The organism is Ramlibacter sp. (assembly GCF_029866045.1).
In the GTDB taxonomy this organism is placed as follows: domain Bacteria; phylum Pseudomonadota; class Gammaproteobacteria; order Burkholderiales; family Burkholderiaceae_C; genus Ramlibacter.
The window spans coordinates 1-21,784 of the sequence record NZ_JARXAB010000037.1 but is presented as its reverse complement, the minus strand read 5'-3'; the positions used below and the strand labels follow the sequence as shown (position 1 = coordinate 21,784).

Below are 21,784 nucleotides of genomic sequence, written 5' to 3'. Positions count from 1 at the left end.
TGGTGGAATGGCCTGGCCGGCGTGGTGATCTTCAGTGGGTCACTGCCCGCCACGCGCCTGGCGGTGGCGGACTTCGACCCCTTGTTCCTGACCGGCGCCCGGGCAGTGCTGGCGGGCCTTCTCGCCGCTGCCTTGCTGCTGGCAGGGCGCCAGCAGCGGCCCGCTCGCGAAGACCTGCTCCCCTTGGTGCTGGTGGCCCTGGGCTGCGTCGTCGGCTTTCCGCTGCTCACCGCTTGGGCCCTCACGCACATCACCTCGGCACAGGCCATGGTGTTCATCGGCGCCCTGCCGCTTTCTACCGCTCTTTTTTCGGTGCTGCGGGGCGGCGAGCGTCCGCGCCCGGCATTCTGGCTTTTTTCGGTTCTGGGTTGTGGCCTGGTCAGCGCCTACGCACTCGCGCAAGGGGCCGCCGGCTCCCTGGCAGGCGACCTGCTGATGCTGGCGGCCATTGCTGTCTGCGGGCTCGGGTATGCCGAGGGCGCGCGGCTCACGCCCCGCCTGGGGGGCTGGCAGGTCATCTCTTGGTCGCTGGTGATCTCGCTGCCGCTGATGCTTCCGCTGGCGTGGGCCACGCTCCCCATGACATTTGGCAGCGTTCGCCCCTCCGCCTGGGCGGGCTTGGCTTATGTCTCGGTGTTCAGCATGCTGGTCGGCTTCATCTTCTGGTACCGGGGTCTGGCCCAGGGGGGCGTGGCTGCTGTCGCCCAGTTGCAACTGCTTCAGCCTTTCCTCGGAATGATGCTGGCGTCCCTGGTGCTCGGCGAGCAGGTGACCTGGCCGATGGGGCTATCGGCGCTGGCGGTGATTGGCTGCGTGGCAGGTGCCCGTCGTTACGGGCGTTAGGGACGCGTTTGGGTTTGTCGCTGCCGGGGACGGTAGGCCGCAATCGTCCGCGCTCAGGGGCCGAACACGCGCTTGCGCCCAGCCGGACGCTGAGGCTTTTCGGCGGCTGGCTCCAACCCGGGCGGGAGGGGCACGTCATCACCGAGGTTGGCACTGAAGCGGTCCAGGGCCTTGGCCGTTGCCCGCAGGTCGGATTCGGACAAACCTTCGACGAGGGTGTCCAGAAACGAGGCCCGGATCCGCAGCACGCGTGCCACCTCGAGGCGGCCGCGACGCGTCAGTACCAGCCGGAAAGCGCGGGCGTCCACGGTGTCGTCGCGGCGCTCGACCAGTCCGTCGGTTTGCAGCGAATTGAGCTGGCGGGTGATGGAGCCAGGATCCACCCGGACCTGCCGCACCAACTCGCGCTGGCTGATGCCCGGTTGGCAGGAGATCAGATAGAGGAGCCGCCAGCGGGCAGCGCTCACGCCCGTGGCCTGTTCGAAGGCGTTGGTGGCCGCGTGGTAGGCCTTGCCCAGGCGCAGAAAAATCGTGCTGACAGGGATCCGGGTGCTCATCGCTCGTATCTTGCCATCACGCCGCCCCTCTTGCCTTGCACAGGCAAGCCCCGGGTCAGGCACTGCCTCAATTTAGAACAGGCAGTCGGTTTTCGCCGTGCAGACGGTCGGCCTCTACCCAGCAGGCGTGGGTGCCGATGCCCATTCGCTCGGGCAGCAGGATGCGGGCCACGGGGCCAGCCTGGATGTCGTCGGCGCGCAGGATCATGATCTCGGAGGAATCGGTAGTCATGTCGGCCACCATCGCGATTACATAGCCGTCGTCCTCGGCCTTGGCGTTCAAGGCGCGGGCCACCTGGGGCTCGCTGCCGTAGCGGCCTCCGCCGTATTCATAGCGAGCCGTGCTGCCAGACTTCATGTCGTAACGTTTCAGGCCCGAGAACAGCCAGTCGCCTTTTTTGTACAACACGTTGTAGCTGTAACGGTAAGGGCGGCCGACGTAGTCATTGCTGCAGACCGGAAATTCGGTGATCTCGTCGTCAATCTGCTGCTCGGTGGTCTGGCCGGTGCGCAGGTTGAAGCGCCAGCGGTGCATGCGCGTCGGGTTGTTGTGCTTGTCCAGGTTGGCGCGAATGCGCTCATAGAGGTTGGTACTGGCATTGACCGGGACTGTCTTGTAGTCCGTCATGATGCAGCCGTCCATCACTACCTCGTCGCCCTCTTCAAAGCAATTGGTGATGTGCAGCACATAGCAGGGGGCGGCCTCGAACCAGCGCACCTGGGCGTTGGTGCCGCGGCGTGGCAAGACGCCGAAGCGAGCCGGTTGATCCCGGTTGAAGACCAGCTTGTGCTGGCCTTTTCGGAGCAAATCGGGGTCGAAGTACAGCGGCAGGTCGTGCAAGACGGTGTAGTGCTGGGTGATTCCCATGTCATGCGGCCAGCGCGATCCGGGCAGCTCAATCGGCTCGTAGTGGACCAGTTGGTTATTCTTGTCCACCACGCCGTAGTTCATGTACGGCGGATGTTCCGGGTAATTGAAGAACATCATCTCGCCGGTGAAGGGGTCGACCTTGTAGTGCGAGGCCACGCCGTCTGGCACCTTGCGGCCCCAGCTCTTTTCGACGCCCAGGGTCTCGAGCGTGAAAGGGTCGAGGCGCCAGGGCTCGCTGCCCTGGGACATGCTGGCGATCAGCTTGCCCGCGTGGCACTTGACGTCGGTGCCCGCGTTGTCCTTCATCGCTCCCATGGCGCCCCAGCCGCGGCGCTCGGCCAGGTCAGGGCTGAGGAGGCCGGGCCAAAGTGAGCGGCCCGCACCCTGCTCGGCATAGAAGCCGGTGGTCCGCACGAAGCGGTTGCGGTACTCGGCGCGGCCATTCTCGAAGCGCATCGCGTGGAGCATGCCGTCGCCGTCAAATGGGTGGTAGTTCCCCAGCGGCTCGTGAACTTGGTTGTGGTGGTTGCGCACGAACATGCCTGCGAGATCCCGGGGAATCTCGCCGATGACCTTCAGGCTGTTGGTGTCAGCGGTGTACTCCCTCGCGTTCGATTGGAACGGGCCGTGCAGGAAGGGGTTGTCGTTGTCCTTTGAGATGGTCAGTTTGACCTCATTGACGACTTCAAGCATCAGGACTCCTAGTTCAAATCGAACATGTTGCTTTAGGCAAGGGTTACTCATTACATTGTCGACTTTGAAAAATGTCAATAGATGAACCACCGATTCAAATAGCTGGTAACTCGGTTCTGATACAGGGAGGCGTCATTTAATTGCTTGCGGCAACTGCTTGGCAAAGACTGCCAGCTTGGTTCTCAAAAAAGGAGTCTCCATGCGTCCCTACCGAATGCCAGATTACACGGTGAGCGGCGAGTCCGACACGACCCTGTTCATGCTCCATGGCGCTTACGGCTCAAAGGAATACTTCCGGTTCGTGATCGAGCGTTTCGTCCACGCCGGTTACCGTGTCGTCGCCTGCGACGCACCGGGCTACGGAATCTCGGAGGTGCCGGCCGCCCTGTCCATGACCGGGATGGCCGAGATGACGATCCGTCTGATCGAGGCCACCCGCAGCGCCCGTAACGTGCTGCTCGGGCACAGCATGGGCGGCATGGTGGCTCAGAAGGTGGCCGACATGCGCCCCGACCTGATCGAGGCGCTGGTACTTTCTGCCACGGCCCACACCTTCAACCATTCCGGGCCCCAGTGGCAGGCGGACTTCCTTCGCACCCGCGTGGCCCCGCTCACCCAAGGCAAGGCCATATCGGACTACGCGCCCGACTTGTTGAAGACCATGATGGGGCCGGGGGCGAGCAGTCCGGCCATTGACCACGCCCTCTACAACATCCGCCTGATGAAAGGCGAGGCCTTCCAGAAGGCCATCGCGGCGATCGCGCAGTATCTGGAGGACGATGTGCCTGCGCGCCTGAAGATGCCTGTCTTGTGCATTGCTGGCGAGCTTGACAGCACCTGTCCTGCGTCAGTCATGAAGACGATGGCTGGCATGATGGCCCAGGGCCAGTTCCATGAAATGAAGGGCGTGGGGCACTACGGTTGGGGCGAGCGGGCAGACGAGTACCACGCGGTGGTCGAAGGCTTCTTGGCGGGCGCTCTGGCGCGCTGAGGGTTGGTGCGACGACCCGCGCGTCCTCACGAACCACAGGGAGCAGTGAATGTTCTGGAACCCGGACACGGGCGATCATGGATTGCTCTTCAACCCGCTCAAGTCCTGTGTGGTGCCGCGCCCCATTGGCTGGATCACGACCCTCAAGCCCGACGGCAGGGTGAACCTGGCACCCTATTCGCAGTTCGCACTGCTCGGGTTCGAGCCGGGCTATGTGGGCTTCTCGGGGAGCGTCCACCCCACGGACCTGCGGCGCAAGGACAGCATCGAGCACGCGGAGCGCACGGGCGAGTTCGTCTACAACATGGCGACGCTGGAACACATTGAGCATGTCAACGCCAGCTCCCAGATCATCGACTCGGAGACCAGTGAGCTTGACGCCTGTGGTCTCACCGCCGCGCCCTCGATCTGCGTGAGCACGCCGCGGCTGCTCGAAGCGCCGGTGTCATTGGAGTGCCGAGTCCACTCGGTCGTGATGTTGCCGGGAAATACCCGCGCTTCCGCGCATTGGCTGGTCATTGGCCGGGTGGTGGGCGTGCATATCGACGACGCCGTGATTGGTGCCGATGGAAAGCTCGACATCGCACGAATCAAGCCGGTTGCCCGCCTGGGATACGCCGACTACACCTGGGTCGACAAGGTGAGCGAGCTTCCACTGATCAACCCCGCCCTGGCCGAGCGTCGCAAATTCGGCTTTTATGGCGGGCGGTGAGTCCGAGGCTGCAGGAATTCAGGAAATCAAACACCCAGTCCATCAATTTCAAAGGAGATCACCATGAACACTTCACGCCGTACTCTGCTGGCTTCCATGGGCGCGCTGGCCGCAGCCCCTCACTTCAGTCTGCACGCGCAGGCCTGGCCAGCCCGCCCAATTACCGTGATCGAGCCCTTCGCAGCCGGTGGCGCGGTAGATGGCGCGGTCCGCGCCATTGCCGAGAAAGCCAGCACGCTGCTGGGTCAGACGCTCGTGGTAGATGCCCGCCCGGGTGGCGGCACGCGCATCGGCACCGAGGCCATTCGCCGTGCGGCGCCCGACGGCTACACCATCGGGGTGATGGTTTCGGCTTCCGGGGTGAACATTCCCGCGTTGGACCCGCGCACGACTTACGACCCGATTCGCGACTTCACGCCGCTGACCCTGGCCTTTGACGCGAATTTCATCATCGTGGTGCACCCCGCCACCGGAATCCGCACCCTGGCCGATCTAATTGATTACGGTCGCAAGAACCCTGGCAAGCTCAGTTACGGAAGCTCTGGCATCGGCACCAGCACCCATATGTGGATGGAGATCTTTCAGGACATGACCCGGACCCAGCTTGTACACGTTCCCTACAAGGGAGAGGCAGCGGCCCTTCAAGACTTGATCGGTGGCCATATCCAGGTGCTGTTGTCCAACCCCTCGCTGGTCAAAGGTCACGTCGATGCCGGCCGTGCCAGCGCTGTGGCCTATGCCTCGCAGCGCCGCTCGGCGCTCATGCCCCAGGTGCCGACATCTGGCGAGCAGGGCTTGGGCGAATTCATCGCAGGCGGCTGGGTCGCCTTCATCGGACCGGCAGGCCTCAGTCCGGACGTGGCCTCGCGCCTTTCCCAGGCCCTGCGAACAGCTGCCAACCAGCCGGACGTGCGCGAGCGAATCGAGCGGGCGACGTTTGCCGTACGTGCTCTGCCACCTGACGAATTCACCGCGCAGATTCGAGGCGAAGTGGACAAGCTCCGGGCAGTCGGCAAGGCGCGTGGCGTGACACTCAACGACTGAGCGCCTGCGTCTCCGAGCGCCAGGGACTGGGGTGCCGCAGCGGTACCCTCAGGCCCAGGCGGCATACATCAGCGCCGGAAAGGTCGCTACCCAGGCCCAGAAAAAGCGGTTGAGGCCGAAGAACCAGAACACCAGGAAGTGAAATACTGCCGCCACCGCGCAGAAGAGGGCGGCGATGCGCAGGTCCAGCAGTACCAGCGGCGCGCAGCCCTCCCAGAGGGTGAACGACCAAGACGCAAGGCGCGCCACGGCAGGTCGGCGAAACACGCTGTTTGGCGGGAGTGGCCCATACACGCCGGTGTCCAAAAACATCGGCAACGCTTCACCGCTGCGCCACTCGGGCCGCAAGAACTTGACCCAGCCCGAGACGAAGTAGGAGGTAATGGACTGCAGCGCCACGTACCAGAGCCCCGCGCGCCAGCCCGCCTCCATGCCGGCCCATGCCCCCCAGGCGTGCGCGATCAGGAGGCCGGTCAATCCGACCAGCGTCATGAAGTCGCTGCCGCCGTTGAAGGCGCCGCGCCAGCGCAAGAGCAGCAGGGTCGCAATGCCAAAAAGCGCCACCGCGCCCGCGGCCGGCAGCAGGCCGGCCATGAGCAGCAGGGCGAGGGCACCGCGCAGCGCCAAGAAGCCCAGGTACGGGCCGGGCCGTGAAAAGAGTGCGTCGGTGACTGCCAGGAGGCCGGGGGGCTGCGTGGGCACCTCCTTGCGCTGGACAGACCAGTCGCTCACGCGGTCCAGGCTCTGGATGCGCCATTGCTCCAGCGTCTGCAAAAGCAGGCTCCAGCCCAGGAGCAGCTCGAAGGCACGCACGAAGACGCCGAGGTGCAGCGCCGCCATGCCTTCCTGGATGAACGCGGTCGCCGTCATGCTGCCAGCACCGGGGACTGCAGCATGCGCTCAGACAGCTCACCGCGTGGCGATGCCAGGCGCAGCTCGAACTGGTAGGCCTGGTAGGGCCCACCTTCGGCGGGCAGGCCCTCGCGGGCCAGCCGCGCCACCAGGGGGTAGGTGACGCAGGCTTCGATGTCGCCGCCCTCGGGCAGGTCGTTGATGTCGGCCGCCAGGTGGTCCACCAGGTTCTGGTGGTTCAAAGCCAGGTTGACAGGGGCGTTGTGAAACAGATGCCAAAGGCGGCGTGGCGCGCGTGGGTACATCAGCTGCCAATCGGCCCAATAGCCGGTGGCCAATTGCCCGCGCACATGGAGTCGTGGCGGCCGGCCGACCGCGTGATAGAACTTCCAGTTCGGAAAGAAGGCGCGCAGAAAGAACCACCAACGCCCTTGCAGCACGCGGGTGCGATGGCGCATCGCCCAGGCGAGCCAAGCGAAATAGACGCCAAAGAGCAGCAGTGTGATGGCGAGGAAGGTGCTTTGGCTCATGGCGTCACAGGTGACGTGTGCCGCGTCTGTGCATGCGCGTGTCCCTTTAGGCTCCGCGCTTGAACAGGGCGAGGAAGGCGCCCGCCAACACGAACAGGGAGCCAAATACCCTCTGAGTGGCGCGCACATGCGCCTCTGAGCGCAGTGAACGCAGGACTTGCGACGCCAGCCCCGCGTAGCCGCCCATCACCACGAAGTCTGTGAATCCGAGCGACAGTGCCATCACCAGGTACTGGGGGGCCAGCGGCGCGCCGAGGTCCAGGAACTGGGGCAGCACCGCCAGCAGAAAAACGGTGCCCTTGGGGTTGACCGCATTGACCGCCCAGCCACGCCAGATGGCGGCCCAGGGGCGAAAGGCTGGGCCTTCGCCTTGCGCGTCATCGGCCAGGGGTTTGGCCGGCGCCCGCCACTGCTGCACACCGAGATAGACCAGATAGGCCACGCCCACCCATTTGATGGTCTGGAAGGCCAGGGCCGAGGTGGCCACCAGCGCGCCCAGGCCCACACCGACCACCACCATCTGCGTCCAGATGCCCAGAATCAGGCCGGCGATGGTGACGTAGCCGCGGCGAAAGCCATGGTTGAGGCCGGCGGTCATCGCGGCCACCGCGCCCGCCCCGGGCGAGATGCTGATGGCCCAGCAGGCGGCGAAGAAGGCAAGCCAGGTGGCGAATTCCATGGGCTGATTATTGGCGAGGTCGGGTCCAGCAGGCCTCGGCAGTGTCCGGGTCGTCAACAGGCGGGTCGCCTTGGGCGGCCGGGGCACGAGCGATCCGCCACAATCTCGCCATGACTGCTCCTCAAATTGGCATCTTCGGCATCGGCCTCATGGGCCATGGCATCGCGTCCAACCTGGTCCGCAAGGGCCACAAACTGGGCTTTTTCGAGCACCCTGGCAACCAGCCGGTGGACGACCTGCGCGCTGCCGGCGCCCAGGGCTTTTCCGACCGGCGGACCCTGGCCGCGAGCTCGGACATCGTCATCCTGATTCTCACCGGCTCGCCCCAGGTCGAGGAAGTGCTCACCGGTCCGGGCGGCGTGCTCGAGACCCTGCGTCCCGGCAGCCTGGTGATCGACTGCTCCACCTCGCTGCCAGACTCCACCGCCCGCATGGCGGCGGCGGTGCAGGCCGCGGGCTCGCGCTTTCTCGACGCACCGATGACCCGCACCCCCAAGGAGGCCGCCGAGGGCCGCCTCAATCTTTTGGTGGGCGGCGAGGCTGCGGTGCTGGAGGTGGCGCGGCCGGTGTTGGCCTGCTTTGCAGAGAACATCACCCATGTGGGGCCGGTGGGCGCCGGCCACGGCATGAAGCTGGCGCACAACTTCGTTTCTCTGGGCATGGTCACCTTGCTGGCCGAGGCCTCGGCCAGCGCCAGCGCGCACGGCATCACGCCAGAGGCCTTCGTCGAGGTGTTGGCCAAGGGCGGTGGCGGCGGCATCGCTCTGGACCGGATCAAGCCCTTCTTGCTGTCTGGCGATACCGGGGGACTCAAGTTCTCTTTGGCCAACGCCCGCAAGGACCTGGACTACTACGGCCAGATGGCCGCTGGCTCGGGCGCTCACCGGGCGGTGGCCAACGCAGTTTTGGAAACCCTGGTCCTGGGCCTGTCACGCGCCGAGGGCCAGGGTCGTGAGGGCGCCCTGGTGCCCGAACTGGCCGCACTCCTGCGCGCCTGAGGGGCTGGGAGAGCGGCTCCGCCGCGGCGGGCCGCTACCATGCCCGCATGTTCAAGCCCTTCTTCCTTTCCCGCCGCTGGTGGCCCTGGTCCATTGCCGGCTCCATCCTGATTCTTTACGCCACCTGGTACCGGGTTAGCCTGGACGTGCGGGTGAACGAATGGTTCGGCGGCTTCTACGACATGGTGCAAGAGGCCCTGGGCAAGCCAGGCAGCGCCAGCCTGCCCGAGTTCTGGCGTCAGCTCACCACCTTTGGCGAGCTGGCCATGCTCTACGTGACCATTGCGGTGGTGCTGGAGTTTTTCATCAAGCACTTCATCTTCCGCTGGCGCCAGGCGATGAACGAGCACTACATGGCGCATTGGGAGCAGCTGCGGTCCATTGAGGGCGCGGCCCAGCGGGTGCAAGAGGACACCATGCGCTTTGCTCGCATCATGGAGGGCTTGGGCGTGGAGTTCATGCGCTCGCTGATGACGTTGGCGGCCTTCTTGCCGATCTTGTGGACGCTGTCGGAAAAGGTCACCGAGCTGCCCTGGATCGGTCCGGTACCGCACGCCATGGTCTGGGTGGCCATTCTTTCGGCGATGAGTGGCACCGTGTTGCTTGCGGTGGTGGGCTTCAAGCTGCCAGGGCTGGAGTTCCAGAACCAGCGTGTGGAGGCCGCCTACCGCAAGGAGCTGGTCTACGGCGAGGACGATCCGGCCCGCGCCGGCCCGCCCACCGTGGCCCGCCTGTTCGGGGATGTGCGCCGCAACTACTTTCGGCTGTTTTTCCACTACCTCTACTTCGACGTGGCCAAGTGGTCCTACCTGCAGTTCTCGGTGCTGATTCCCCTCATCGCCCTGGCGCCCACCGTGGTGGCGGGTGTCATCACCCTGGGGGTGATGCAGCAGATCACCCGGGCCTTTGACCGCGTCGAGGGGAGCTTTCAGTTCCTGGTGCTGTCATGGGGCACCATCGTCGAACTGATTTCCGTCTACAAGCGGCTGCGAGCCTTTGAGCGGCAGATCGTGGCGCAGCCGGCCCCTGCGGCCGATGCCCCGGGAGCTGCCTGAGAACGTCCCTGGCACCTGCAGCACTTTGCGACAATAGCCCCATGCCACGCGTCTTCAACTTCAGCCCCGGCCCCGCGGCCCTGCCCGAAACCGTCTTGCGCCAGGCCGCCGAGGAAATGCTCGACTGGCAGGGCACCGGCATGTCGGTGATGGAGATGAGCCATCGAGGCAAAGAGTTCATGGGCATCTTCGACGAGGCCGAGGGCTTGCTGCGTGAGTTGCTGGGTGTCCCCGCCAACTACAAGGTCCTGTTCATGCAGGGCGGGGCCATCGGCGAGAACGCCATCGTCCCGATGAACCTGATCGGCCGCACCGGCCGGGCTGATTACCTCATCACCGGGGACTGGTCGCGCAAGTCGGCCAAGGAGGCCGGACGCTATGGCCAGGTGAGCGTGGTGGCTGACAGTGCCGAGCCTCCCGGAAGCGGCCGCTGTCTGGGTATCACGCCGCGCGCGCAGTGGAAGCTCGACGCCGGCGCTGCCTACTTTCATTACTGCTCCAACGAGACCATCGGTGGCGTGCAGTTCCACCATGTCCCTGACGCAGGCGGTGTGCCGCTGGTGGCCGACATGTCCTCGGACATCCTCTCGCGCCCGCTCGACGTCTCGCGCTTTGGCCTCATTTACGGCGGCGCGCAAAAGAATATCGGCCCCTCTGGCCTCACCTTGGTCATCGTCCGCGACGACATGCTGGGCCACGCCCTGCCGGCTACCCCCGACGCCTTCAACTACCGCATCCAGGCCGAGGCGGGCTCTATGTACAACACGCCAGCCACCTACGCGATCTACATCGCCGGCCTGGTGTTCAAGTGGATCCAGGCTCATGGCGGTCTGCCGGCCATGGCGGAGCGCAACGAGGCCAAGGCCAGGTTGCTTTATGACTTCTTGGACAGCAGCCGTTTCTTCAGCAACCCCATCGCCCGCGACGCCCGCTCGCAGATGAACGTGCCCTTCTGGCTCAAGGATGCAGGCCAAGACGAAGCCTTCCTGGCGGGTGCCCAGGCGCGCGGTCTGGTGCAGCTCAAGGGCCACCGCTCGGTGGGGGGTATGCGCGCCTCCATCTACAACGCCATGCCGATCGAAGGCGTGCAGGCCCTGGTGGCCTACATGAAGGACTTCGAAGCCTCGCAGGTCTGAGCGAGCGGGCCCAGGCGGGGGGAGGGCCCCACACCTGCCTGAAAGGCGGAGGTGGCGCTTCTGACAGGGCCGACCGCCACAGCAGCCACAGGCCAGCGCACAATGGCCTGCCCTCACGTCCCTGCCCTGGAGGCTGCGATGACGACTGGCCACCCCCATCCCTTTGCGGACACGCTGCGCAGCTTTCGTCCGCCCATTGGGCCAGCAGGCCAGCTTTACTCGCTGCCCGCACTGGCCAAGCGTTTCCCAAGCGTGAAGCGCATGCCTGTCTCCTTGCGCATCGTGCTCGAATCCGTCCTGCGCTGTTGCGACGGGATCAAGGTCACCGAGGACCATGTGCGCCAGTTGGCGCAGTGGCAAGCGCAGGCGCCACGCACCGAGGAGATCCCTCTCACCGTGGCCCGGGTGGTGCTGCAGGACTTCACTGGCGTGCCCCTGCGGGCCGACCTGGCGGCGATGCGCAGCGCCGCCGCGCGGCTGGGGGCGGATCCCCGCCTGATTGAGCCCCGGGTACCGGTCGATCTGGTGGTGGACCACTCGGTGATGGTCGACCACTACGGCACCCGTGACGCGCTCGACCTGAACATGAAGTTCGAGTTTCAGCGTAATAGTGAGCGCTACGCCTTTCTCAAATGGGGCATGCAGGCCTTCTCCACCTTTGGTGTCGTGCCGCCGGGCTTTGGCATCGTGCACCAGGTGAACCTGGAGTACCTGGCCCGCGGCATCCACCGGCGCGCCGATGGCGTGTGCTACCCCGACACCCTGGTGGGCACCGACAGCCACACCACCATGATCAATGGCCTCGGGGTGCTGGGCTGGGGTGTCGGTGGCATCGAAGGCGAAGCCGCCATGCTGGGTGAGCCCGTGCATTTCCTCACCCCCGACGTGGTGGGCGTCGAGCTCACCGGCCGCCTGCGCGAGGGCTGCACCGCGACCGACCTGGTGCTCACCGTCACTGAGCAATTGCGCCAGGCCCATGTGGTGGGGAAGTTCGTCGAGTTCTGCGGCGAAGGTGCGCGCCGCCTTTCGGTACCCGACCGGGCTACGCTGGCCAATATGGCGCCCGAGTACGGCGCGACGATGGGCTTTTTTCCGGTCGACGACAAGACGCTGGCCTATCTGGCAGGCACCGGGCGCAGTCCGGAGGAAGTGGGCGCCCTGCAGGCCTACTGCCAGGCCCAGGGTCTGCTGGGAATTCCCGCCGCCGGTGAGGTCGATTACTCCGAGGTGCTGCGTCTGGACCTCGGCACGGTCACCCCCAGCCTGGCCGGCCCCAAGCGGCCGCAAGACCGCATCGAGATCGGGCGGGTCGCCCGGTCCTTCGCTGACCTCTACGCCAGTCCGGTCTCTGCCGGCGGCTTTGGCCGACCCGCGGCGTCCTTGCTCACTCCCCATCGGGTGCGTCCTGGCGGCGCTGCAGCCCAGGCGCCCGTGCCTGCCAACCCGGTCATCGCACCCGATGCCGAGCGGATTGAACAGGAAATGGAAGCCAACAAGCCCACCTTGCGGGCTGCCAAGTCGGTGAGCGACCAGCGCCCGGTGTCGTCCCCGGACTTCACGCTGCGCAATGGTGATGTCCTCATCGCCGCCATCACCAGTTGCACCAACACCTCCAACCCCGGGGTGATGCTGGCCGCCGGCTTGCTGGCCAAGAAGGCGGTGGAAGCCGGCCTGCAGGTCGCGCCGCATGTGAAGACCTCGTTGGCGCCCGGCTCGCGCGTCGTCACCCAGTATTTGGCCCGGGCAGGCCTGCTGCCCTACCTGGAGGAACTCGGTTTTACCGTTGCAGGCTACGGCTGCACCACCTGCATCGGCAATGCCGGGGACCTGCCACCCGAGATCAGCCAGGCCATCACCCGCAACGACCTGATCTGTGCGGCCGTCCTCTCTGGCAACCGCAACTTCGAGGCCCGGATTCACCCGCTCCTCAAAGCCAATTTCCTGGCCAGCCCGCCTCTGGTGGTGGCCTATGCACTGGCCGGCACGATGCTGCGTGACCTGATGACCGAGCCTGTTGGTCAGGGCCGCAGCGGCAAGGAGATCTGGTTGGGAGACATCTGGCCCGCCAGCGAAGAGATCGACGCCCTGATGCATCACGCCCTGGACGGGCCCACCTACCGAGCCGCCTACGCGCGGGTGCAGTCGGACCCCGGCTTGCTTTGGACCGACATCCAGGGCCCGAGCGGCGTGCGTTACGACTGGCCCGCCAGCAGCTACATTGCCGAGCCTCCCTTCTTCGAGGGCTTCGCGCTGGCTGCACCTGACCGGGGCGCCGCTGGGCCACCCGTGCAGGTGGCTGGCGCGCACATCCTGGCCCTGCTGGGCGACAGCATGACCACCGACCACATCTCACCGGCGGGCAGCATCGAGGAGGCCTCGCCGGCCGGCCGGTGGCTTCAGTCGCAGGGTGTGCGTCAAGCCGACTTCAACAGCTATGGCGCGCGCCGTGGCAACCACGAGGTGATGATGCGCGGCACCTTCGCCAATGTCCGCATCCGTAACCTGCTGCTGCCCCCGCTGCTGGATGGGAGCCGGGAGGAGGGCGGACTCACGCTCTGGCGGGGCCCGGATGGCGCGGTGGAAAAGCTCCCCATCTTCGATGCGGCCATGCGCTACCAGGCGCAGAGCCGGCCCACAGTGATCTTTGCCGGCGAGGAGTACGGCACCGGCTCCTCACGTGACTGGGCTGCCAAGGGCACACGGCTTCTGGGCGTCCGAGCGGTGGTGGCCCGCAGCTTCGAGCGCATTCACCGCAGCAACTTGGTGGGCATGGGCGTGCTGCCGCTGCAGTTTCACGCGGGTGACAGCTGGCAAAACCTGGGCCTGGACGGATCGGAGATGATTGACCTCGTGCCCGACCCGAACCTGCGACCCCAGAGCGAAGCTACCATGGCTATCACCCGCGCCGACGGCACCCGCCAGGCGCTGGGCCTCACGCTTCGCATCGACACGCCTATCGAGGCGGCCTACTACCGCCACGGCGGTATCCTGCCCTACGTGCTGCGGGGGCTGCTCGCGCCTGGCCCCGTATCTGCATCGGCATCGGCATCGGGTACCTCCCCTGCTACTGAGGGCAGTGCCTGATGCGCCAACTGCTGGTCGTAGGCGGCGGCATCGGCGGGCTGGCCGCAGCCCTGGCCGCGGCGCGCGCCGGCTGGCAGGCCCGTTTGCTGGAGCAGGCACCGGTTTTCTCCGAGGTGGGTGCGGGCCTGCAGATGGGTCCTAACGTCACACGGCGGCTACGGGATTGGGGCCTGCTCGAGGCGGCGCAAACCCTGGCCTGCAGGCCCGAGGCTCTGGTCGCATGCGACGCGCGCACCGGCGCCGAACTGGCCCGCCTGCCGCTGGGCGATGCCTTCGAGTCACGCTACGGCGCGCCTTACCTCACCATTGCCCGGGCCGACCTGCACAGCGTACTGCTGCAGTCCCTGCGCGGCGCCGAGGTCTCCCTGGAGGCCGGCCGGCGCGTGACGGACTGGGTCGCCGGTGAGGGCGACAGCGCCCCGGGCGTGGCGGTTCGCCTCGATTCCTCGGCCCAGCCCGTCTCGGCCGGTCCGGCAGGTGATGCCCTGGTGGGCGCCGACGGCCTGTGGAGCGCGCTGCGTCAGTCGCTGCTGGGGGACGGGCTGCCCCAGCCCTCGAACCATGTGGCCTACCGGGGGCTGGTGCCTTTGGATGACCAGGTCCCCGGCGGCGTCCACCTGGCCCGTGAAGTCACCGCCTGGCTGGGGCCCCACCTCCACGCGGTGAGCTATCCGGTGCGGGGAGGACGGGCGCTCAATGTGGTGTGCGTGGTCGAACAGACTATCGACGGTCACGCCCAGGGCTGGGACCTGCCAGGCACCAGCGCTCGCCTGATGGCGGCCACCGGCTCGGTGGGTGGCCCCTTGCGCGAGTTGCTGCAGGCGGTGCCCGCCTGGGGCTTGTGGGTGCTGCATGACCGGCCACCGGTGGCCGGCCCACAGCAGATGGCGCGCGGCTGCGTGGCCCTGCTCGGGGATGCGGCGCACCCGATGCGGCCTTACCTCGCGCAGGGCGCGGCGATGGCGCTGGAAGATGCGGATGAACTCGGGCGATCGCTGGCCCTGGTCAGCGCGCGTATCGCCGACGTTCCCCAGGCCTTGCAAAACTATGCCCTGGCGCGTTGGCAGCGCGTGGCCCGTGTGCAGCGCCGGTCGCTGCGCAATGGCACCATCTTCCATGCCAGCGGTCCCCTGCGTCTGGGCCGCGACCTGGCCCTGCGGAGTCTTGGGGCGCGCATCATGGACCTGCCTTGGTTGTACGGCGGCTGAGCCTCGCGCGAATCGGACCGATGGTCCCGTCAAGCGCCGCGGGTGAGGTCCTGCGGCCGACTCAAAAGGCGGATTCCAACGGTGCCAGCCCGTGCCGGGCCCGCGCCCGCTGGCAGGCGTCGCTGCCTTCGGCAAACTCCCGGCACGGGGAGGGCCGCCATTCATAGATGCCGCAGGCCACCTTCCCGCGCACCTGGCCAGTGAGGGCGGCGCAACGGGGCGAGGCATGGTCGGTGCCGCGCATACGGCAGGTGTGCTCGGTGACTTCAGCCGCGAGGCCCGAGGGAACACGGCCTCCCTGCTCATCGAGTTCGTGGACGGAGAAGTCGACCCGGAAGCTGGCGCAGCAGGCGCCGCAGGAGAGGCAGGGGTGCTGGGAGTCGGTGCCAGCCATGGCGTTGGAGGGCGCGGTGGGCGGATTGGGGGGGGCTGTCTCGCCTGCGAGGCTCAGACTTTGCCGAGCAGCAGGAATTCCATCAGCGCCTTCTGGACATGCATCCTATTCTCCGCCTCATCCCAAACGACGGACTGCGGGCCGTCGATGACCTCTGCATCGACTTCCTCGCCCCGGTGGGCCGGCAGGCAGTGCATGAAGAGCGCGTCGGGCTTGGCCAGGGACATCAAGTCCGGCGTGACGCTCCAGTCGGCGAAGGCCTTGCGGCGGGCCTCGTTCTCGGCCTCGTAGCCCATGCTGGTCCAGACGTCGGTGGTGACGAGGTCGGCGCCTACGCAGGCCTCACGGGGGTCTTGGAACACCCGATAGCTCTCGCTGCTGCGCACACCTGCGACGCCCTGGTCCACTTCGTAGCCGCTGGGTGTGCTCACGTGCACGGTGAACCCGAGCAGGTCGGCGGCCTGCAGCCAGGTGTTGGCCATGTTGTTGCCGTCGCCCACCCATGCCACCACCTTGCCGCGCAGGCGGTCCAGACTCGGGCGGCCCTGTCCGTCCAGGCAGCGGTGCTCCATGTAGGTGAACAGGTCGGCCAGGATCTGGCAGGGGTGAAATTCGTTGGTTAACCCGTTGATGACCGGTACCCGCGAGTGCGACGCGAAGCGCTCGATCTTGTCCTGGCCGAAGGTGCGGATCATCACCAGATCGACCATGCGGCTGATGACGCGGGCCGAGTCTTCGATCGGCTCGGAGCGTCCGAGCTGGCTGTCGCCGGTGGTCAGATGCACCACCGAGCCGCCCATCTGGTACATGCCCGCCTCAAAGCTCACCCGGGTACGGGTCGATGCCTTTTCGAAAATCATGGCCAGCGTGCGGTCGGTCAGCGGCTGGTACTTTTCGTAGGCCTTGAACTTGCGCTTGATGATGGCGGCGCGCTCAAAGAGCCAGGCGTACTCCTCGGCAGTGAAATCGGAGAACTGCAGGTAGTGGCGGATGGCCATAGGGGCTCGCTTTGCGTGTTCGCTGGTTCGCTGTCTGGCTTATTCGGCCAGGAAGGCGGTGATGAGCGGCACCAAGATGGTCACGATCTCGTCGGCCTCGGCCTCGGTGAGGATGAGGGACGGCACCAGGCGCACCACCGTGTCGGCGGTGACCGACAGCAGCAGGCCGGCAGCCGCTGCGCGCAGCACCAGGTCGCCGCAGGGCTTGGTCAATTCCACGCCCAGCATCAGGCCCTGACCGCGGATATCCTTCACGCCGGCCACGCCCTTGAGAGCGGTTTCGAGCGCGCCCTTGAGGTGCGCACCGACCCCGGCCGCGTTTTCCAGCAGGCCGTCCTCCTCCATGATGCGGATGGTTTCCACACCGGCGCGCATGGCCAGCGGGTTGCCGCCGAAGGTGGTGCCGTGGTTGCCCGGTTGAAAAATGGCCGCCGCGCGCGGGCCGGCCCGCACCCCGCCAAACGGCACGCCACAGCCCAGGCCCAAGGCCCGGGGCAACACGACGGGCCCGATGCCAGCCCACTGGTGGGCGAACCACTTCCCGGTGTGGCCCATGCCGCACTGCACCTCGTCGACCATCATCAGCCAGCCGCGCTCATCGCAGAGTTTGCGAAGTTGCTGCATGTACTCGACGCGGAAGGGGTTGACCCCGCCCTCGCCCTGGATGGCTTCGAAGAACACCGCCACGACGTTGGGGTTGCCAGCGGTGGCTTTTTCCAGTGCGGCGATGTCGTTGAGCGGGACGCGGATGAACCCTGGAACCAGAGGCTCGAAGCCCTTCTGGTGCTTGGGGTTGCCGGTGGCCGAGAGTGTGGCCAGGCTGCGACCGTGGAAGGCGTTGTCGTAGACGACGATCTGCGGGTGGGCGATGCCTTTGTCATGGCCGAATTTGCGCGCCAGCTTGATGGCGGCCTCGTTGGCCTCCAGGCCCGAGTTGCAGAAAAAGGCATTGGTCATGCCTGAGAGCCCGACCAGCTTGGCGGCGAGCTGCTCCTGCAGGGGGATGTGGTAGTAGTTGCTGGTGTGGATCAACTTGGTGAGTTGGTCTTGTAGCGCGGGCACCAGTTTGGCGTGGTTGTGGCCCAGGGTATTGACCGCAATGCCCCCCAAGGCGTCCAGGTATTGTTTGCCGTTGACGTCCCACACGCGCAGGCCCTGGCCGTGCGACAGGGCGATGGGCACCCGCCCGTAGGTGTTCATGACGTGCGGCGACGCGGCCTCGATCAGAGCCATCTGGATCCTCGGAGTGTGAATGGACGTTGCAAATAAAGACGGCCCCAGGGATGGAGCCGCGGAGTGGCGATTTTAGGCACATGAAGTGCTGGTTTCGCGACACCATTTTGGCGGCGCCTCGCCGCCCGGCATAGGCCCTCAACTCTTATATAAGATACAATAGTTGTGCACTGCCGCATGAGTGATCCCCATGCTGGCCGCTCCCTCTCCCGTCAGGCGTTACCCCGCTCATTACGCGACTGCATTCATGGTCTCCAACAACCCCAAAGAGGTCTTCATTCAGGGCATTACCAGCCAGGGAAAGACTTTTCGTCCGAGCGACTGGGCCGAGCGCCTGGCAGGGGTGATGAGCCAATTTCGCCCTGGCGGGGTACAGCCGGGCAGCCACCTGAGTTATTCCCCTTGGTGCGTTCCCACCGTCATCGGCGGCACCAAGTGCGTGGTGGTCAATTTCGAACTGCGTGACTACGAACCCATGGCCTGGGACTTCGTGATGAACTTCGCCCGCGACAACGACCTGCAGGTGGGCGAGGCTTGCCTGATTCCAGAGGCGCCTCGAAAGTAAGAACCATCGTCATGGTGCGCATGGCCATGGCCTCTGGGGTCACGGCGTTCGTGACGTCGGTCATCGGGCCAATCTTTGCGGCGATCGCGCCCAAGAAAAAACCGCCCGAAGGCGGTTTCTCTCTTTGATGGCAGCGCACCCGTTTCAAACGGCAGGGCGGGCGTCTCTTTCGGAGTGTGCCTGCCCCGTGCGGGGTTGCTGATTGCGGCGATTAAGCCGCGGCCGCGGTCAGGGCCTTGACCTTGGCGGACAGGCGGCTCTTGTCGCGCGCTGCCTTGTTCTTGTGGAAGATCTGCTTGTCGGCCACCGAGTCCAGCACGGACTGGGCCTTGGCAAACAACTCGGTCGCCTTGGCCTTGTCGCCAGCGACAACCGCCTTCTCGACGTTCTTGACCGCGGTGCGGTACTTGGAGCGCAGCGAGGTGTTCGCGGCGTTGAGTTTGACGTCTTGGCGGACGCGCTTACGGCCCGACGCCAGGCGCGGGTTCTTTTTCTTGGGTTTGGCTGAAGCCATGGTTTTGATCCTTTGGGTTTGAGGATGATGCCAGCAAAGCCCTCTAGTGTAGCCGATGGTCCAGTGGGCCCCGACCGGGGGCGGCCCAGGGGGCCGGAGGCCTCCGGCAGGGCCGCGCCAGGCCCTAAACTTGGGCCGTGAGCCTTCTCAAAGCCGCCTCCACCGTCTCGCTGCTGACCCTGGCCTCCCGAGTCACCGGCTTGGTGCGCGACCTGCTCATGGCGTCCACCTTCGGCGCTTCGGGGCTGACCGACGCCTTCAACGTCGCCTTCCGCATCCCCAATCTGTTTCGGCGCCTCTTTGCCGAGGGCGCCTTCAGTCAGGCCTTTGTGCCGGCCTTGGCCCATGTCAAGGAGCGCGACGGCGAGGCCGCCACCCACGCCCTGATCGACAGCGTGGCCACGGTACTGGCCTGGGCCCTGGTGTTCACCTGCGTCCTGGGCGTGGCCGGTGCACCCGTGCTGGTGTGGCTCCTGGCCAGCGGCTTCCAGAAAGACCCGCAGTCGATGGAGGCCGCGGTTTTCATGACCCGCTGGATGTTCCCCTACATCGGCTTCATGTCCATGGTGGCCTTGGCCGCCGGCATTCTCAATACCTGGAAGCGCTACGCCGTGCCGGCCGCCACCCCGGTGCTGCTCAATGTCTGCATGATCGCCGCCGCCTGGCTCGGGGCGCCGGCCTTCGAGCGCTGGGGGTTCGAGCCCATCTACGCGGTGGCCGCGGGCGTGATGGTCGGTGGCTTGTTGCAGCTGGCTGTGCAAGTGCCGGTGCTGCGGCGCACCGGCTACCTGCCCCGGATCGGCCTGGGCCTGGGCCGCCTGCGCGCCGCCTGGCGCGAGCCGGGTACCCGGCAGGTGGCCCGGATGATGGCCCCGGCCCTGCTGGGGGTGGGGGTGGCCCAGATCTCGCTCATGATCAACACCCAGATCGCCTCCTGGTTGCCGGCCGGCAGCGTCACCTGGCTCAGTTATGCCGACCGGTTGATGGAGTTCCCCACCGCGCTGCTGGGCGTGGCCCTGGGGGTGGTGCTCATGCCGCAACTGGCCGCCGCCCACGCGGCCCAGGACACTGAGCGCTATTCCGGCATGCTCGATTGGGGCCTGCGCCTGGTGGTGCTGCTGGCGCTGCCCTGCTCGGTCGCCCTGCTGGTGTTTGCGCAGCCGCTGGTGGCCACCTTGTTTCACTACGGGGCCTTCACCGACCGCGACGTGGCCCAGGTCTCGCTGGCGCTGGCCGGCTACGGTGTGGGCCTGCTGGGGCTGGTGGCAGTCAAGGTGCTGGCGCCGGGCTACTACGCCAACCAGGATATCCGCACGCCCGTGCGCATTGCCATCGTGGTGCTCGTGCTGACCCAGCTGATGAACCTGGCCCTGGTGCCCTGGCTCGCCCATGCCGGCCTGGCCCTGTCGATTGGCCTGGGTGCCATGGTCAACGCCGGCTGGCTGCTGATCGGCCTGTTGCGCCGCGGCAGCTGGCGGCCCTCGGCCGGCTGGGGCCGGCTGCTGGCGCAGGTGTTGCTCGCTACCGCCCTGATGGGGATGGTGCTGTTCTGGTGCGGCCAGCAGGCCGACTGGGTGGCCCTGCGCAGCGACCCTGGCCAGCGGCTGCTCTGGCTGGCTGGCGTTCTGGCCCTGGCCGTCTTCTCGTACTTCGCGACCCTGCGCCTGGCCGGCATGGACATTCGCGCGATCGTGCGCCGCTGACTTGACGGCACCCCGAGCCGGCGGCTAAAAAGGCCGCATGCCCTTGCAATTTGAGGCGCCGAGCCCGCTGAATTACTTCCGCGCCCTGGTTGCCGGAAACGACGACATTCCCCTGCTCGAAGCCGCGGCGAGCCTGGCCCAGGACGAATACCCCGAGCTCGATGTGCAGCAAGTGCTGATCGAGGCGGACGCCCTGCTCGAGCGGGTCCGTCGCCGCCTCCCGGCCGACGCCTCCCAACTGCACCGTCTCCGAATCCTGAACCAGTTTTTCTTCCAGGATCTGGTCTTCGGCGGCAACTTCAACGACTACACCGACCCCGACAACAGCTACCTCCATGTGGTGCTGCGTTCCCGGCGCGGTATCCAGATCTCGCTGGCGGTGGTGTGGCTGGAGCTGGCCCGGGGGCTGGGTCTCAAGGCGCAGGGCGTGTGCTTTCCGGGCCATTTCATGGTCAAGGTGCAATTGCCGAAGGGGCAGGTGGTCATGGACCCGTTCAGCGGTCACTCGCTCTCGGCCGAGGAGTTGTCAGAACGGCTCGAACCCTACAAGCGCCATTCCGGCCTGGTAGGTGAATTTGAGGTGCCTCTGGGGCTTTACCTGCAGTCGGCATCGCCCCGCGACATCCTGGCCCGGATGCTGCGCAACCTCAAGGAAATCCACCGCAGCGACCAGGACGTCGATCGCCAGCTGGCGGTGCAGGAGCGCTTGTTGGTGCTCCTGCCGGACGCCTGGCCCGAGTACCGGGACCGGGGTCTGTTGCACGCGCAGCGGGGGCAGACTGCACAGGCTGCCAAAGACCTGCAGGTCTACCTAGACCATGCCGAAGATGCCCTGGACCGTGACGAGGTGGCCGAGCGGCTGGCAGACCTGCGCCGGGCCAGCCACTGAGGGCTCACATCTTGCCGCTGCGCACGTAGTTGGCGTGCCAGCCCAGCGCCTCGCCCAGCAGGTGGGGCGTGTGCTGCCCCCCCTCTTTGCGGGCCCGTGCCAGGTAGTCGTGCAGCCGATCCCGGTAGGCCGGGTGGGCGCAGCGCTCAATGACCAAGGCCGCCCGCTGGGTGGGCGCCAGGCCCCGCAGGTCGGCCAGGCCCTGCTCGGTCACGATCACCTGCACATCGTGCTC

General features: G+C 66.3%; 22 protein-coding genes. 12 read left to right on the top strand and 10 right to left on the bottom strand.

The features are described from left to right. Window positions 1–843: DMT family transporter (locus QE494_RS04210; RefSeq protein WP_300041653.1), on the top strand; the 843-nt coding region annotated here is incomplete at its 5' end. A 53-nt stretch (window positions 844–896) separates the two neighbouring features. Here the strand turns inward: QE494_RS04210 and QE494_RS04205 are convergent. Both QE494_RS04205 and QE494_RS04200 read right to left on the bottom strand, forming a co-directional pair. Further along, window positions 897–1,400, bottom strand: a complete 504-nt coding sequence (locus tag QE494_RS04205; RefSeq protein ID WP_300041652.1) for a MarR family winged helix-turn-helix transcriptional regulator — start codon at window positions 1,398–1,400, stop codon at window positions 897–899. A 67-nt stretch (window positions 1,401–1,467) separates the two neighbouring features. Continuing rightward, window positions 1,468–2,964 (bottom strand): carotenoid oxygenase family protein, encoded by a 1,497-nt coding sequence (locus QE494_RS04200; RefSeq protein ID WP_300041651.1) that lies wholly within the window; start codon window positions 2,962–2,964, stop codon window positions 1,468–1,470. Window positions 2,965–3,163: 199 nt separating this feature from the next. Here QE494_RS04200 and QE494_RS04195 point away from each other — a divergent pair, with 199 nt between their 5' ends. The 3 genes from QE494_RS04195 (at window position 3,164) to QE494_RS04185 (ending at window position 5,711) form a co-directional block, all read left to right on the top strand. Continuing rightward, window positions 3,164–3,955, top strand: coding sequence for an alpha/beta fold hydrolase (locus QE494_RS04195; protein ID WP_300041650.1), 792 nt, complete (start codon window positions 3,164–3,166; stop codon window positions 3,953–3,955). A gap of 49 nt (window positions 3,956–4,004) precedes the next feature. Continuing rightward, window positions 4,005–4,667, top strand: a complete 663-nt coding sequence (locus QE494_RS04190; RefSeq protein WP_300041649.1) for a flavin reductase family protein — start codon at window positions 4,005–4,007, stop codon at window positions 4,665–4,667. 63 nt (window positions 4,668–4,730) lie between these two features. After that, window positions 4,731–5,711 (top strand): tripartite tricarboxylate transporter substrate binding protein, encoded by a 981-nt coding sequence (locus QE494_RS04185; protein WP_300041648.1) that lies wholly within the window; start codon window positions 4,731–4,733, stop codon window positions 5,709–5,711. A gap of 48 nt (window positions 5,712–5,759) precedes the next feature. Here QE494_RS04185 and QE494_RS04180 read toward each other — a convergent pair whose 3' ends face one another. From QE494_RS04180 to QE494_RS04170, 3 genes are read right to left on the bottom strand one after another with little or no spacing between them, the layout of a single operon-like run. Continuing rightward, window positions 5,760–6,581 (bottom strand): hypothetical protein, encoded by an 822-nt coding sequence (locus QE494_RS04180; RefSeq protein WP_300041647.1) that lies wholly within the window; start codon window positions 6,579–6,581, stop codon window positions 5,760–5,762. After that, window positions 6,578–7,093 carry a hypothetical protein gene (locus QE494_RS04175; RefSeq protein ID WP_300041646.1) on the bottom strand — a complete coding sequence of 172 codons (516 nt, stop codon included), beginning with the start codon at window positions 7,091–7,093 and terminating at the stop codon, window positions 6,578–6,580. Before QE494_RS04175 ends, QE494_RS04180 begins: the two co-directional genes overlap by 4 nt. A 46-nt stretch (window positions 7,094–7,139) precedes the next feature. Then, the gene (locus QE494_RS04170) at window positions 7,140–7,772 is read right to left on the bottom strand and encodes a LysE family transporter (RefSeq protein WP_300041645.1); all 633 of its coding nucleotides are present in this window, start codon (window positions 7,770–7,772) and stop codon (window positions 7,140–7,142) included. A 110-nt stretch (window positions 7,773–7,882) separates the two neighbouring features. Between QE494_RS04170 and QE494_RS04165 the strand changes: the two genes are divergently transcribed. From QE494_RS04165 to QE494_RS04145, 5 genes are all read left to right on the top strand, one after another. Continuing rightward, on the top strand, window positions 7,883–8,770 hold the full coding sequence (locus QE494_RS04165) for an NAD(P)-dependent oxidoreductase (RefSeq protein WP_300041644.1): 888 nt from the start codon (window positions 7,883–7,885) through the stop codon (window positions 8,768–8,770). Window positions 8,771–8,817: 47 nt separating this feature from the next. Then, window positions 8,818–9,825 (top strand): peptide antibiotic transporter SbmA, encoded by a 1,008-nt coding sequence (gene sbmA, locus QE494_RS04160; protein WP_300041643.1) that lies wholly within the window; start codon window positions 8,818–8,820, stop codon window positions 9,823–9,825. Between the two features lie 41 nt (window positions 9,826–9,866). Beyond that, window positions 9,867–10,961: a 3-phosphoserine/phosphohydroxythreonine transaminase gene (gene serC / locus QE494_RS04155; RefSeq protein ID WP_300041641.1), complete on the top strand. Its 1,095-nt coding sequence runs from the start codon at window positions 9,867–9,869 to the stop codon at window positions 10,959–10,961. Window positions 10,962–11,099: 138 nt separating this feature from the next. Beyond that, a complete protein-coding gene (locus QE494_RS04150) occupies window positions 11,100–14,045 on the top strand; it encodes an aconitate hydratase (RefSeq protein WP_300041640.1) in 2,946 nt (981 codons plus the stop codon). Then, a complete protein-coding gene (locus tag QE494_RS04145) occupies window positions 14,045–15,253 on the top strand; it encodes an FAD-dependent monooxygenase (protein WP_336619422.1) in 1,209 nt (402 codons plus the stop codon). Before QE494_RS04150 ends, QE494_RS04145 begins: the two co-directional genes overlap by 1 nt. Before the next feature lie 61 nt (window positions 15,254–15,314). Here QE494_RS04145 and QE494_RS04140 read toward each other — a convergent pair whose 3' ends face one another. From QE494_RS04140 to QE494_RS04130, 3 genes are read right to left on the bottom strand one after another with little or no spacing between them, the layout of a single operon-like run. Beyond that, window positions 15,315–15,647, bottom strand: a complete 333-nt coding sequence (locus QE494_RS04140) for a YkgJ family cysteine cluster protein (protein ID WP_300041639.1) — start codon at window positions 15,645–15,647, stop codon at window positions 15,315–15,317. Between the two features lie 53 nt (window positions 15,648–15,700). Beyond that, complete coding sequence (argF, locus tag QE494_RS04135; protein ID WP_300041638.1) at window positions 15,701–16,645, bottom strand: ornithine carbamoyltransferase; 945 nt, start codon at window positions 16,643–16,645, stop codon at window positions 15,701–15,703. A 39-nt stretch (window positions 16,646–16,684) separates the two neighbouring features. After that, on the bottom strand, window positions 16,685–17,878 hold the full coding sequence (locus QE494_RS04130; RefSeq protein WP_300041637.1) for an aspartate aminotransferase family protein: 1,194 nt from the start codon (window positions 17,876–17,878) through the stop codon (window positions 16,685–16,687). 247 nt (window positions 17,879–18,125) lie between these two features. On the opposite strand from QE494_RS04130, the gene QE494_RS04125 reads away from it, so the two are divergent. Then, entirely contained in the window at window positions 18,126–18,443 is a 318-nt protein-coding gene (locus QE494_RS04125) for a DUF3579 domain-containing protein (protein ID WP_300041654.1), read from the top strand. A 211-nt stretch (window positions 18,444–18,654) separates the two neighbouring features. On the opposite strand, the gene rpsT is transcribed toward QE494_RS04125, so the two are convergent. Further along, window positions 18,655–18,957, bottom strand: coding sequence for a 30S ribosomal protein S20 (rpsT, locus tag QE494_RS04120; protein ID WP_300041636.1), 303 nt, complete (start codon window positions 18,955–18,957; stop codon window positions 18,655–18,657). Between the two features lie 137 nt (window positions 18,958–19,094). Between rpsT and murJ the strand changes: the two genes are divergently transcribed. After that, window positions 19,095–20,660: a murein biosynthesis integral membrane protein MurJ gene (murJ, locus tag QE494_RS04115; RefSeq protein WP_300041635.1), complete on the top strand. Its 1,566-nt coding sequence runs from the start codon at window positions 19,095–19,097 to the stop codon at window positions 20,658–20,660. Window positions 20,661–20,697: 37 nt separating this feature from the next. Then, window positions 20,698–21,549: a SirB1 family protein gene (locus tag QE494_RS04110; RefSeq protein WP_300041634.1), complete on the top strand. Its 852-nt coding sequence runs from the start codon at window positions 20,698–20,700 to the stop codon at window positions 21,547–21,549. A gap of 4 nt (window positions 21,550–21,553) precedes the next feature. Here the strand turns inward: QE494_RS04110 and QE494_RS04105 are convergent. Next, window positions 21,554–21,784 (bottom strand): acetyl-CoA hydrolase/transferase C-terminal domain-containing protein (locus QE494_RS04105; RefSeq protein WP_300041633.1); only part of this gene is annotated, 231 nt, incomplete at its 5' end.